The following is a 13,702-nucleotide window of genomic DNA, read 5'->3' on the forward strand; positions in this document are numbered from 1 at the left end:
AATGTTAGATTTGTGTTGTTGATCGAAAGGAGAGTTAGAAAATGACACTTGTACATAACTGGCATTTAGGGAGACGTATGGAATATCCCTATTTTGAATCCAGGCCGAAACATCAATTTGCTGCCGTGTTTAACATTAACAGGTGTATTGCATGTCAAACATGCACTATGGCGTGTAAAAGTACCTGGTCTTTTAATAAAGGGCAGGAGTACATGTGGTGGAATAACGTCGAGACAAAACCTTATGGCGGATTTCCGCAATCATGGGATGTTAAGACGCTTAAGTTAATTGATAGTCCTGACAACATTTGGTATACAGATGATAAAGACAAGGAGACCTCGCAGTATGGTACAGGAGCGCCTTACGGCACCTATGAGGGGGATACCATTTTCGAGGTGGCAAAAAAGAAAAATATTAACCAGTGGGCAGTGGGGTATATTCCTGAAGACAAGGAATGGCGGGCTCCGAACTTTGGAGAAGACACAGCGAAGAGCAGCAATCAACCGGGAGAATATTCGACGTTGCCGGAGCATAGCCGCTGGTTTTTTTATCTTCAGAGGATATGTAATCATTGTACTTACCCCGGATGTCTGGCAGCCTGTCCCCGAAAAGCTATTTACAAGAGAAAAGAAGATGGGATTGTGCTGATAGACCAAAAACGGTGCCGTGGCTACAGGAAGTGTGTGGAACAGTGTCCTTACAAGAAGCCGATGTATAGGGGCTTGACCAGGGTTAGTGAAAAGTGTATCGCCTGTTATCCGAGGATTGAGGGTCGAGATCCATTAACGGGCGGCCGTCCAATGGAAACGAGATGTATGTCCGCCTGTGTTGGACAGATACGCTTACAGGGATTCCTTGACGACAACCCCAAGAATCCGATTACCTGGTTAATAAGGCATCATAAGATCGCACTACCACTGTATCCGCAGTTTGGAACGGAACCTAACGTTTATTATATTCCTCCAAGATGGGCTCCAAGGGCATATTTAAGACAGATGTTTGGGCCAGGCGTGGACGAGGCAATTGAAAAGTTTATGGTGCCTTCAAGGGAATTGCTTGCGGTAATGTCATTGTTCAGGATGACTCAGACAATTGTGTATGAATATAAGATCGAAGAAGGTCCGAAGGTGTTTGAGACGGAAATCCACGGTAAAAAATTTACGATGTACAATGACACTGTAATTGGATTTGGTGAAGATGGCAAAGAAGTAGTACGAACCACTGTGGAAGAACCGGTACACATTAGACCTGATAAACATTATAACTCGATTTAATTTAGAGGTATTTTATGGTTGTGAATAATAGTGACCTGCGGGAAACTGATCAAGTTGCAGAAGTCGGGAATTTGCTGACGAGAAGCGCGTTGTATCAGGTATTGTCAACATGCTATCTGTTTCCTGAAGAAAAAAAACTTTCCATTTTAAAGGGCGAAGATTTTAATGAACTTGTGGAGAGGATAGAAAGATGCTACACGGAAAGTGATAGTTTGACGGCGATGTTGAAGTCTTTAAAAAACGTGCAGGAATTCTATAGTACAACAGATATAGAAAAGTTACAGCGAATATATAATCGTGTGGTTGGGCATACCATATCGAAAGATTGTCCTTTGTATGAGGGTCAATATGGTGCTGCTCATGTGTTTCAGCAGGTGCAGGATTTAGCGGATATACAAGGGTTTTACCGTGCGTTTGGACTGGATATTTCTGAGGAAGAAAAAGAGCGTTGTGACCATATCAGTGTGGAATTAGAGTTTCTGCAATTTCTTCTTTATAAACAGGCATATGCAATAGAAAATCATGGAAAGGAAGAGGCTGAAATTTGCCTGGACGCTCAGAAGAAATTTTTAAAAGAACATGCAGGTAAATGGATGCCCCTTTTTGCCCTTCTTTTCGGGAAAAAATCCATAGACGGCTTTTATTTTGCCATTTCTGAAGTAATGAAGGAGTTTATAAAGTTAGAGATGGACTTGTTGGGAGTTCAGACCGAAACATTCAAAGAGTCAGATCTAAATCAGGATGTTGTAGCAGGGGCTCCTGATGAATGTTTATCATGCGCTTCTTCTGTTGACGAGATGGGAGATAATTAATAATGATGAAGTTTGAGTTTGACCCAGGTTTGATTGAAGAGGTTGTGTTCATGGCGATTAGGGACAAAGAAGAACAAGGGGATACAAAGCTTTCCGAGGAATATCATCTTCAGGTTGATCCTATATATGAGAATTTTTCCCTTGAAGAACGGCCAATACAATTCAGAAAAGTAGAGTGGGATTTTTTTAACAAACTTGGTTTTGTCGTGCTGGTGGAAAAGGCGCTTGATGAATTTGAAGAGTTAGAGGAATTAGTGGCTGGCACAGTAATCGTTAAAGCAAAAAACAAGCATGATGAAGGTTCTGACCTGGTAAGAGATCTGAGTGGAAAAAGTGCAAAAAAAAGGATGAAAGTAAAGCTTTTGGCCGAGCGTTTTCGTGATCATATTTTTCTGGGAAAATTTTTGCGGCACGAAATAATGCACATCCTTGATATGTTAAGCGAGGCGTTTGGTTATAGAAGTGAGTTGCTGGGAGGAAATCCCATGGAACAGTGCATTGTAACGGAGCGATACAGCACTTTTTGGGATATTTATGTAGATAGCCGCATATTGAAGGATGGCAAAGAGACTATTGGTTGTAGAGAAAGCAGATTTGAAGAGTTTTCTGCCCTCTATATGGGGTTCTCTGAAGAGGAAAAAAGGGCGATTTTTGATGTACTTTGGAATGATGAAAACCTCACCCACGGAAGGATATTGGAATTGGCAGATGATGTTAATAAAGTTCTGAGATTATCTGATGACAAAATTCCTGAAAATCTAAGACAGAAGAAAAAAATACTTTTGCCAGGCGCTCTTTGCCCCTTATGCCAGTTTAGGACATACAAATGGGTCGAAAATCTTGAAGAAGACATAGAAACGGTTCAAGATATAAGGCAGGATTTTTCCAACTGGTCACCGGAGGACGGAGCTTGTGACCGATGTGTTGAAATGTATAAATCGAGAAAAGCGATTTCTCATCACAGCATATAACTTTTGTATTACTATAATTATTTTTTAGAAAGGAGTAGGAAATTATGAAGCTAACGAGGAGGGCTTTCCTACAGGTAGCCGGTGCAACCGGAGCGACCCTGACGCTTGCTAAGAATGCAATGGCGTTCAGGTTGCTAAAGCCTGCAGTCGTGGTAGATAATCCTTTAGATACCTATCCCGACCGAAGATGGGAAAGTGTATACAGAGACCAGTATCAGTATGACCGTACATTTACTTATTGTTGTTCTCCGAATGACACACATGCATGCAGGATACGGGCATTTGTGAGAAACAATGTAATGATGAGGGTTGAGCAAAACTATGACCACCAGAATTATACCGATTTGTATGGAAACCAGGCGACAAGGAACTGGAATCCGAGGATGTGTTTAAAGGGGTACACGTTTCATAGGAGGGTTTATGGTCCATACAGGCTTAGATACCCTTTGATTCGAAAAGGGTGGAAGCGATGGGCGGATGACGGTTTTCCGGAACTGACGCCGGAGAACAAGTCGAAGTATATGTTTGACAACAGGGGCAATGATGAATTATTAAGGGCGTCTTGGGATGAAGCCTTTACCTATGCCTCAAAGGGGATTCTCCATATTACAAAAAAATACAGTGGTCCGGAAGGCGCGCAAAAACTTATTGACCAGGGGTATCCAAAGGAGATGGTTGACAGGATGCAGGGCGCCGGCACACGTACATTCAAAGGACGTGGTGGCATGGGGCTCCTTGGGGTAATAGGAAAATATGGAATGTATAGGTTTAATAATTGTCTTGCCATTGTAGATGCACATAACAGGGGTGTTGGTCCTGAGCAGGCATTGGGCGGCAGAAACTGGTCAAACTATACATGGCATGGTGACCAGGCTCCGGGTCATCCGTTTTCTCACGGCCTGCAGACTTCGGATGTTGATATGAATGATGTCCGGTTTTCAAAGTTGTTGATTCAAACGGGAAAGAACTTAATAGAAAACAAGATGCCGGAAGCGCATTGGGTTACAGAGGTAATGGAGAGGGGTGGAAAGATTGTTGTTATTACCCCTGAGTATAGTCCTTCAGCTCAAAAGGCGGATTACTGGATTCCTATTCGGAACAACACGGATACCGCTCTATTCCTGGGTATTACAAAAATACTTATTGATAACAAATGGTATGATGCCGATTATGTAAAGAAGTTTACCGACTTCCCGTTGCTGGTAAGGACTGATACTTTAAAGAGAGTTTCTCCAAAAGATATTATTCCAAATTACAAATTACAGGATATTTCCGATGGTCCGAGCTATCATATTCAAGGTCTGAAGGATGAACAAAGAGAGATTATCGGGGATTTTGTTGTTTGGGATGCAAAATCAAAAGGACCAAAAGCTATAACACGGGACGATGTTGGTGAGACGTTGGTTAAAAAAGGTATAGATCCTGTTTTGGAAGGTTCGTTTAAGTTGAAAACCGTTGATGGAAAAGAAATCGAGGTAATGACGCTGCTCGAAATGTATAAGATACATCTTAGGGATTATGATATTGATTCTGTGGTTGACATGACCAATTCTCCTAAAGAACTGATCGAAAGGCTGGCGAAAGACATTGCCACGATAAAACCTGTTGCAATTCATTACGGGGAAGGGGTAAATCACTACTTCCATGCAACGTTGATGAACAGGTCTTACTATTTACCGGTAATGTTAACTGGCAATGTTGGATACTTTGGGTCTGGTTCGCACACGTGGGCAGGAAATTATAAAGCTGGCAATTTTCAGGCTTCTAAATGGAGTGGTCCTGGGTTTTATGGATGGGTAGCAGAAGATGTGTTTAAACCTAATTTAGACCCTTATGCATCTGCAAAAGACTTAAATATCAAAGGGCGTGCACTGGATGAAGAAGTTGCCTATTGGAATCACAGTGAAAGGCCCTTGATTGTGAATACTCCAAAATATGGACGTAAGGTGTTTACTGGGAAAACGCACATGCCAACGCCAACGAAGATTATGTGGTTTACCAACGTAAATCTTATCAATAATGCGAAGCATGTCTACCAAATGTTGAAGAATGTTAATCCAAACATTGAGCAGATTATGTCAACCGATATTGAGATAACAGGTTCGATAGAATACGCTGACTTTGCGTTTCCGGCAAATTCATGGGTTGAATTCCAGGAATTTGAAATCACCACTTCCTGTTCAAATCCTTTTATTCAAATATGGGGGAAAACGGGCATAACCCCTGTGTATGAATCAAAAGACGATGTGAAAATACTTGCGGGTATGGCGTCGAAATTGGGTGAATTGCTAAGAGATACGAGATTTGAAGACAACTGGAAATTTGCCCTTGAAGGAAGAGCGAGTGTATATATCAACAGATTGCTAGATGGTAGCACGACCATGAAAGGGTACACATGCGAGGATATATTAAATGGAAAGTATGGAGAGCCGGGTGTTGCGTTAATGTTATACCGGACATATCCGAGACAGCCATTCTGGGAACAGGTACACGAAAGCTTGCCGTTTTATACCCCAACGGGAAGGCTACAGGCTTATAATGATGAGCCGGAAATTATTGAATATGGAGAAAACTTTATTGTCCATCGCGAAGGGCCTGAAGCTACGCCATATTTACCAAATGCGATTGTGAGTACGAATCCTTATATTCGGCCAGATGACTATGGCATCCCGGAAAGTGCTGAACACTGGGAGGATAGGACTGTCAGGAATATCAAGAAATCATGGGAAGAGACAAAGAAAACTAAGAATTTCCTGTGGGAAAAAGGGTATCACTTCTACTGCGTGACTCCAAAGTCAAGGCATACGGTGCATTCGCAGTGGGCAGTTACGGATTGGAACTTTATCTGGAACAATAACTTCGGAGATCCGTACAGGATGGATAAAAGAATGCCTGGCGTCGGTGAACATCAAATACATATTCATCCTCAGGCCGCAAAAGATTTAGGCATTGAGGACGGAGATTATGTTTATGTTGATGCAAACCCTGCCGACAGACCATATGAAGGATGGAAACCAAACGATTCTTTCTATAAGGTATCAAGGCTTATGTTGAGGGCGAAGTATAATCCTGCGTACCCGTATAATTGTACAATGATGAAACATTCAGCCTGGATTTCCTCAGACAAAACGGTACAAGCACATGAGACAAGACCGGATGGTAGGGCGTTGTCTCCGAGCGGTTATCAGTCCAGCTTCCGCTACGGTTCACAGCAGAGTATTACAAGGGATTGGTCGATGCCAATGCACCAGTTGGATAGCCTTTTCCATAAGGCTAAAATCGGGATGAAGTTTATTTTCGGTTTCGAAGCTGATAATCATTGTATTAATACCGTGCCTAAGGAAACATTAGTAAAGATCACAAAGGCTGAGAATGGTGGCATGGGAGGAAAAGGCGTTTGGGATCCTGTTAAAACCGGATACACTGCCGGCAATGAGAATGATTTCATGAAGAAGTTTTTGAATGGTGAATTAATAAAAGTTGATGCATAATTTTTTAGATATAAAGTGATAGTGATAACGAGCTAACAAATGTTGACTTAAGTTGATACATTTGTTAGCTCGTGTAATTTTATGTAAATTTTCAAATGGAGGAAGGCGAAGGCTTATGAAAAGGATTTTAATTTATGGTATTCTTGCGATGACATTTGCAGTATCAATGCCAATTGCGTTGAAAACTCTCTATGCAGAAGAAAAAGAAGCTTTAAGTGCCGAGGAGGCGGCTGAGGCCCTGAAGAAATTGGAAGAAGCGCAGCAAAAATTGAAGAGGGTGGTTCAAAATATCCCAAAGATTGAGAACGGTGGTTCTATTACAGGGAAAGTAACATGTAAAAGGGAAAGGACAAATGAGAATGTTGTTGTGTTCCTTGAAACCGTTGGCAATAATGATTTCCCCCCACCGTCTGAACATGCTGTTGTTGATCAGCTTAATCTTACGTATGTGCCAAGGGTGGTGGCTTTGCAAAAGGATACGGTGGTGGATTTCCCCAATAGCGATGCGGTTCGCCATAATGTCTTTTCTCCGCCGACCGCGGCATTACAGTTTAATCTGGGTACATACCCAACTGGTGTTGTAAAAGAGGTGAAATTTGATGTTTTGGGAGAAACACCGCTTCTTTGTAATGTGCATGCGGAAATGGCCGGTTATGTTCTTTCGCTGGCAAATCCCTATTTTGCTATGACTGACAAGGAGGGAAATTATTCCATCAATAATATTCCTCCTGGAAAATATACGGTGAAGACCTGGCATGAAAAACTCAAAGGATTATCACAAGAGGTCACGGTAGAGACGGGAAAAACTGCTACTATTGATTTTGAACTGGCCAGAAGGAGATAATCAACTTTGTAGATCAAAAAAAATCCTGGTGAACAGTGCGGTTTGCCAGGATTTTTTTGTTAATAGAACGCCATAGTGCATGGGCGAAGCATTTGCTATAAATTGTATAAATGCGTTCATATCCAGGCTGGCAAATGCTTCGCCCATGCTTTTTTTTAAAACCAAAGTGTTGGAAAAATTTTAATGCAGCATTTTAATAAATTTCTTCTATCTCTGATTTTGGGGTGCGCAGCATTAGGTTGTTGAGCGCCTCCAATGGTTTTTTCCCAGAGAACAATACGGAATAAATTTCATGGGTAATTGGCATTTCAATACGGTATTTCTTTGAAAGTTCGATAACCGATTTAGTTGTCCACACCCCTTCCGCGATTTGCTTCATATCACGTAATATTTCCTCCAACATCTTTCCTTTGCCGATTTGTTCTCCCACCCATCTGTTTCTTCCATAAGGGCTGATACAGGTAGTTATTAAATCGCCCAGTCCGGAAAGCCCTGAGAAGGTTATTTTTTTTGCACCCATAGCAGTGCCAAGACGGCTTATTTCCGCTAAACCGCGGGTGATGAGCGCCGCTTTTGTAGTGTCTCCCAGACTTAATCCGTCGCATATGCCGGCGGCAATTGCAATCACATTTTTCAAGGCAGCTCCTATTTCTACACCAATTATATCTGTATTTGTATAAACTCTAAACCGGTCAGTTGTAAAAAGTTCCTGTACGGTTTGTGCTAAAGATAAATCATTTGAAGATGCAACAATAGTCGTTGGCAAGCCATGGGCAACCTCTTCTGCATGGCTAGGTCCCAAAAGCAAAGATACCGGCGGGTCTCCTAGTACATCGTGGATAATTTCGCTTGGCCGCATGAGTGTTTCATTTTCGATCCCTTTGGTAATACTGATGATGGGAGTTTTGTCGACAAATACCTCCTTAAATTTAAGCAGCACTGAACGCAAATAAGGAGTGGGAGTCGCGGATAGGATAAATTGTGTATCCATTAATGTGCCGGTAATTTCAGAAGTAATAGCAATATCCGGAGGGATGGTAATGCCTTTTAAATATTTTGTGTTTTCCCTTTTTTCGTTTAAATAATCAGTATAAGACTTGTCATGTCCCCAAAGACTGATTTTATTGCCTTTATTGTATAATAAAATGGCGAGAGCAGTTCCCCAGCCACCATTTCCAATGACAGTAATATTTTTTGCACTAAAGTTTTGAGTCATTTTTATTTGCATATAAAAACAGGCTGGATTTAATCCAGCCTGTTGCATAAGATAGTTTGTAAATAAAAACTAATGGGCACATTAATCTCTATTTTGTTGACTGGCAAGCACCTGATTCGTGCAATGGATAAGCGGCGCATAAATCTTTTACAATGTTTTTAACAGCATTTTTTGCATGGTCATCATGTGGGCGGGATAAAATTTTGTCAATGCATTCTGCAATCTTTACTGAATCCTTTTCGTCCATTCCTCTGGAAGCAATTGTCGGCGTTCCGATACGAATACCGCTCGGTTCATTTGCCCCTCTTTCATCATAAGGAATGGTGTTTCTGTTCAGTACTATATTAGCAGTTTCAAGCAGTATTTGTGCTTCTTTGCCAGTGATGTTCTTGTTGCGTAAATCAACGAGAAATAAGTGATTATCCGTACCGCCGGAAACTATGTCATATCCCTTTTTAACAAATTCATTGGCCATGGCTTGTGCATTTTTAACTGTTTGTTGCTGGCATTTTTTAAATTCGTCAGACATCGCTTCCTTAAAGGCTACTGCCTTTGCAGCGATACTATGCATAAAAGGGCCTCCCTGGATTCCGGGAAACACCGTTGCGTCAATCTGTTTTGCATATTTGGATTTACACAAAATAAGACCACCCCTGGGCCCGCGTAATGTTTTATGGGTTGTTGTGGTAACAAAATCGGCAAAAGGAACCGGAGAAGGATGAACGCCTGCCGCAATCAGGCCAGCGATATGCGCGATATCTGCCATAAAATAAGCGCCGATTTCATCTGCAACAGCCCTGAATTTTTTAAAGTCAATAATTCGCGGATAGGCGCTTGCCCCGGCAATAATGAGTTTTGGTTTAAATTCAAGAGCTATGTTGCGTAACTCATCGTAATCTATGCAGCCAGTTTCTCTCTTTACCCCATAGTGGGATATTTCGTACATCATCCCGGAAAAATTCTTTTTAAAGCCGTGTGTTAAGTGTCCGCCGTGTGAGAGGTCCATGCCCAGTACCCGGTCTCCCGGCTTTAGTACGGCAAAACATACTGCCATATTTGCCTGCGAACCTGCATTTGGCTGTACATTAGCATGCTCAGCGCCAAATATCTGCATTGCCCTTTGCACGGCCAAATGCTCTACGGTATCTACATTCGAACAACCTGCATACCATCGCTTGTTAACATATCCCTCCGCGTATTTGTTGGTCATAAGAGAACCTTGTGCTTCTTGTACGGCAAGGCTGCATATATTTTCTGATGCGATTAAATCAATTGTTTCCTGCTGCCTTTTAGCTTCTTCCTGTATAGCATTCCAGACTTCCGGGTCGTCATGTTTTAACGTTGTCATAATTCCTCATTTTTGTTAATAAATTTGATTTTGCCATTTTCCATTTTAAATAAGCTTCAATAAACCCCTCTATTTCACCATCTAACATTGCCTGTGTATTACCACTTTCCTTGCCCGTTCGTAAATCTTTAACGAGCGAGTACGGTTGTAATACATATGATCGTATCTGGTTTCCCCAGGCGATTTCGCCTTTTTCGTCATAGGCGGCAGATAATTCCCTTTTCTTTTCCTTCTCCTTTATTTGATATATCTTTGCTTTTAACATGTTGATTGCCCGTCTTCGGTTTTGATGCTGTGAGCGTTCACTTTGGCATGCTATTACAATTCCGGTAGGCAAATGAGTAATACGAACCGCAGAAGATGTTTTATTTACATGCTGCCCGCCTGCCCCTGATGAACGGTATGTATCTACCTGTAATTCATTGTCGTTTATTTCTATTTCCTCTTCCTCTTCTATTTCCGGCAATACATCAACAGCGGCAAAAGAAGTATGTCTTCTGGCATTAGAATCAAATGGAGAAATTCTTACTAAACGGTGTACACCAATTTCAGATTTTAAATGCCCATAAACATACTCGCCTTCGATGAGAACGGTAATTCTTTTTAGTCCGGCTTCTTCCCCCGTGAGTGAATCAATGAGAGAGAGTGTGTGACCTTTTTTTTCTGCCCAGCGTGAATACATACGAAAAAGCATAGAAGCCCAATCGCATGATTCCGTTCCTCCTGCCCCGGCGTAAATACTCAGGTAGGCGTTACAATGGTCATGGGCTTCGCCAAGCATTGTATGTAGCTCGAGTTTTTCAAGTTTTTGTGTAAATAATGCAATATCCCCAGCTATCTCCGCGGTTGTTCTTTCATCGCTTTCTTCTTCCATAAGGTCAACCAGAAACTCTATCTCTTCGTAAGTTTTTTGTAATTCCTGCAGAGGCAATACAATTCCTTTGAGAGTTTTTAATTTATTAACAATCTGCTGCGCCTTGTCCTTGTTTTCCCAAAACCCCGGAGAAGATAGTTTGTTTTCAAGTTCGGTTAGCTCTTTTTCTTTGCTTACTACATCAAAGAGAGTCCTTTATGTTAATGAGACGTTCACGGAGGTTAGGAAGATCTTTTCTGATATTTTCGGTCATTTTTTTCCTGTTTCTTTGTTTAAAAAGTTGTAAGATTCCAAAAAGGGCATTTTTGGTGTGAAATCAATAAAAGAGAGAATTAGTAATTTTAAGAGGTACTCTTGAATATAAAAACCATTATTTAAAAATTCCGGGCGAAAATAGAATTGTTTTATTTGTGAGTTTTATGAAGATGTTTTTTACGTGAAATAGTATCGGTAATGTCTAATAAATGTCCAAAATATAAGGATGAATATTACAAAAAACTATTAAATGTGTCAATACGGAATTTGTATTTGACTTGGGACTAATATATACGTACCATTTGTGCGCTTGATATTTTTATAAAATAACATGGGTTGCTTGTTCGTATCTGGAAAGAGATGGAGATATAGTAAAATAAATATTTTCCGGAAAGTATTTAAAGAATATTACAATTTTAAGCCATAGTTGAATGCTTAAATTTCTAAAATCAGTTTGTGATTATGGAGGTAAATTTATCAGGGGTTGTGTGGTGTTTGCCTGGGGATGGCTGAGGTTTGAAAGCATTCGTTACTTTATATCAAGGTTTTCTAAAAGTGGGCAATGTTGTGAATTAACAGAGGGTTTTTGTGCCGTCGTTTGTTTTTATCAATGTATTAATAACAAGAGAGAGTCTGATACAAAATTGTGCGTGTAATTGCGGGAAGTGCAAAGGGTGTTTTGCTTTGTTCTCCTAAAGGGAACAAAACAAGGCCAATACCGGATAATGTGAAAGAATCACTGTTTAACATATTGGCGGAGATCCTCCCGGATAGTCGCGTGCTGGATTTATATGCCGGTACGGGGGCTGTTGGGATAGAGGCGTTAAGCAGGGGTGCAAAATCATGTTTGTTTGTGGAGAATGGCACGTTTGCAATCCAGGCGATAGAAAAAAACATCCGCGCAACAAAACTGCTTAACAAGTCGGTAATCGTAAGATGTGATGTGCTTAAAACCATCCCCTTTCTGGAGCAAAATACCGACGGGATTGATATTGTTTTTGCCTGTCCGCCATATCCCCTTGCCGACAATAGTTCTTATAGAGAAAAATTGCTGATGCTCTTGTCAACCTTATTCGAAAAAGACATTGTTTGTCCGGGAGGCATTGTTGTGTTTCAGCATAGAAAGATAACGCTGGAGATGCCGCCGGGGGCTTTGTTTTTAAAGTTGTACGATACGAGAAGTTATAGAGAAACACAAATATCTTTTTTCGAAAAAAACATTACCGTGGGAAACATGTCATGAAGTTTTGGGAAGATCGGGGGAAAATAAAAATTGCAGCGCCTGCAAAAATCAATCTGTTTCTTGAGATTTTGGGGAAACGTCCAGATGGATATCATGAAATCGAAACCGTTATGCAAAAGGTGTGTTTATGCGATTACCTTTATTTGGAAGACAATGAAGGTCTGGAACTCAGTTGTTCAAATCCAGGACTTGAAACGGGTGAAAATAACCTGATTGTTAAAGCGGTGCGATTATTGCAAAAAGAATCGGGAGTTTCCAGAGGGGTAAAGATATTTTTAGAAAAAAATATACCGGTAGGGGCAGGTCTTGGCGGCGGGAGCAGTGATGCTGCAGCTACTTTAATCGGCATAAATAAGATGTGGCGGCTTGGGTATGATAGTGAAAAATTAATGTTGTTTGCAAGCAGGCTTGGTTCCGATGTCCCTTTTTTTGTAGGCGAGAATACGGCTATTTGCAGAGGAAGGGGGGAAATTATTCAGCCATTCCCATCCCGGGTAATATATCATTATGTAATAGTGTATCCGGGCTTTGAGGTAAGTACTGCTACCATATATAAAAATTTCAAAATTGGCTTGACAAAAAATTTGAAAGATGTTAGTTTCACCTTGCGTTTCTTAGAGTCAGACGATGCTACTCTGCTGGGGAAGTGTTTGCACAATCGGTTAGAAGACGTCGTTTTTAAGCTCTATCCTCAACTTGAAGAAATTAGACAGAAATTGAGAAAATTTGATTTTTGTGGAGTGCTTTTATCAGGAAGCGGTTCTGCAATGTATGGATTATGCAGAAGTGGAAGTGATGCAAATAATATAGGACAAAAATTAAAAACGTTTGGTATTGGTGATGTTTTTGTGGTAACCAGTGATTTCGAAGGCATAACTAAGTGAACAGGAAAGGGGATGGCCGTGAATATAACTGAAGTTAGGGTGAAGCTGACCGAAGCGAAAAAAAACAGATTACAAGCGTTTTGCAGCATTACGATTGATAACGATTTTGTTGTTAGAGATCTGAAGGTTATCGAGGGGCATAAAGGGGCTTTTGTGGCAATGCCAAGCAGAAAGCTTACAGACCGATGCCCGGGTTGTGGCGGGAAAAACCACCTTATGTCTCAATACTGTAACGATTGTGGTACAAGACTAGATGAAAAGCGGGCATCAAAGGGTGCGGGAAGGTTAAAATTACATGCAGATACCGCACATCCGATAAATTCAAAATGCAGAGAAGAAATACAGGAAAAAGTTCTTGCCGCCTATAAAGAGGAAGTGGAAAGGTCTAAACTGCCAGGTTACAAGCCTCCAAAATATGAAGATATGGATGATTTGGATTCCAGCGATTTTGATAGCGAAGATGTATGAGGTCTGCAAAGTAGTAAACCTT

At 41.0% G+C, this 13,702-nt stretch carries 11 protein-coding genes; 8 read left to right on the forward strand and 3 right to left on the reverse strand.

What is annotated here, in order from left to right:
• Positions 1 to 41 precede the first annotated feature (41 nt).
• The 5 genes from ABJL82_RS04145 (at position 42) to ABJL82_RS04165 (ending at position 7,392) form a co-directional block, all read left to right on the forward strand.
• Entirely contained in the window at positions 42 to 1,274 is a 1,233-nt protein-coding gene (locus tag ABJL82_RS04145) for a 4Fe-4S dicluster domain-containing protein (RefSeq protein WP_347273455.1), read from the forward strand.
• Between the two features lie 14 nt (positions 1,275 to 1,288).
• Positions 1,289 to 2,086: a molecular chaperone TorD family protein gene (locus tag ABJL82_RS04150; protein WP_347273456.1), complete on the forward strand. Its 798-nt coding sequence runs from the start codon at positions 1,289 to 1,291 to the stop codon at positions 2,084 to 2,086.
• A gap of 2 nt (positions 2,087 to 2,088) precedes the next feature.
• On the forward strand, positions 2,089 to 3,057 hold the full coding sequence (locus ABJL82_RS04155) for a hypothetical protein (RefSeq protein WP_347273458.1): 969 nt from the start codon (positions 2,089 to 2,091) through the stop codon (positions 3,055 to 3,057).
• Positions 3,058 to 3,101: 44 nt separating this feature from the next.
• Complete coding sequence (locus ABJL82_RS04160; protein WP_347273459.1) at positions 3,102 to 6,548, forward strand: molybdopterin-dependent oxidoreductase; 3,447 nt, start codon at positions 3,102 to 3,104, stop codon at positions 6,546 to 6,548.
• A 115-nt stretch (positions 6,549 to 6,663) separates the two neighbouring features.
• Positions 6,664 to 7,392 carry a carboxypeptidase regulatory-like domain-containing protein gene (locus ABJL82_RS04165; protein WP_347273461.1) on the forward strand — a complete coding sequence of 243 codons (729 nt, stop codon included), beginning with the start codon at positions 6,664 to 6,666 and terminating at the stop codon, positions 7,390 to 7,392.
• Positions 7,393 to 7,585: 193 nt separating this feature from the next.
• On the opposite strand, the gene ABJL82_RS04170 is transcribed toward ABJL82_RS04165, so the two are convergent.
• The 3 genes from ABJL82_RS04170 to prfB form a co-directional block, all read right to left on the reverse strand.
• A complete protein-coding gene (locus ABJL82_RS04170) occupies positions 7,586 to 8,608 on the reverse strand; it encodes an NAD(P)H-dependent glycerol-3-phosphate dehydrogenase (RefSeq protein WP_347273462.1) in 1,023 nt (340 codons plus the stop codon).
• 88 nt (positions 8,609 to 8,696) lie between these two features.
• Positions 8,697 to 9,956, reverse strand: coding sequence for a serine hydroxymethyltransferase (gene glyA / locus ABJL82_RS04175; protein ID WP_347273463.1), 1,260 nt, complete (start codon positions 9,954 to 9,956; stop codon positions 8,697 to 8,699).
• Positions 9,937 to 11,083, reverse strand: a protein-coding gene (prfB, locus tag ABJL82_RS04180; RefSeq protein ID WP_347273464.1) for a peptide chain release factor 2 whose coding sequence is annotated in 2 segments (ribosomal slippage) — positions 9,937 to 11,013 and positions 11,015 to 11,083 — 1,146 coding nt in all. Because the reading frame shifts where the segments join, the coding sequence is not laid out codon by codon here. The genes glyA and prfB overlap by 20 nt, the downstream gene beginning before the upstream one ends.
• A 648-nt stretch (positions 11,084 to 11,731) precedes the next feature.
• Here prfB and rsmD point away from each other — a divergent pair.
• Genes rsmD through ABJL82_RS04195 form a run of 3 tightly spaced genes read left to right on the forward strand, consistent with a single transcriptional unit; the run spans position 11,732 to position 13,680 of the window.
• Positions 11,732 to 12,328, forward strand: coding sequence for a 16S rRNA (guanine(966)-N(2))-methyltransferase RsmD (rsmD, locus tag ABJL82_RS04185; RefSeq protein ID WP_347273466.1), 597 nt, complete (start codon positions 11,732 to 11,734; stop codon positions 12,326 to 12,328).
• Entirely contained in the window at positions 12,325 to 13,212 is an 888-nt protein-coding gene (gene ispE / locus ABJL82_RS04190) for a 4-(cytidine 5'-diphospho)-2-C-methyl-D-erythritol kinase (protein WP_347273467.1), read from the forward strand. Before rsmD ends, ispE begins: the two co-directional genes overlap by 4 nt.
• 18 nt (positions 13,213 to 13,230) lie before the next feature.
• Entirely contained in the window at positions 13,231 to 13,680 is a 450-nt protein-coding gene (locus ABJL82_RS04195) for a SpoVG family protein (protein ID WP_099327001.1), read from the forward strand.
• Positions 13,681 to 13,702 lie beyond the last annotated feature (22 nt).

It is taken from the genome of Candidatus Kuenenia sp. (assembly GCF_039794105.1).
Taxonomy (GTDB): domain Bacteria; phylum Planctomycetota; class Brocadiia; order Brocadiales; family Brocadiaceae; genus Kuenenia.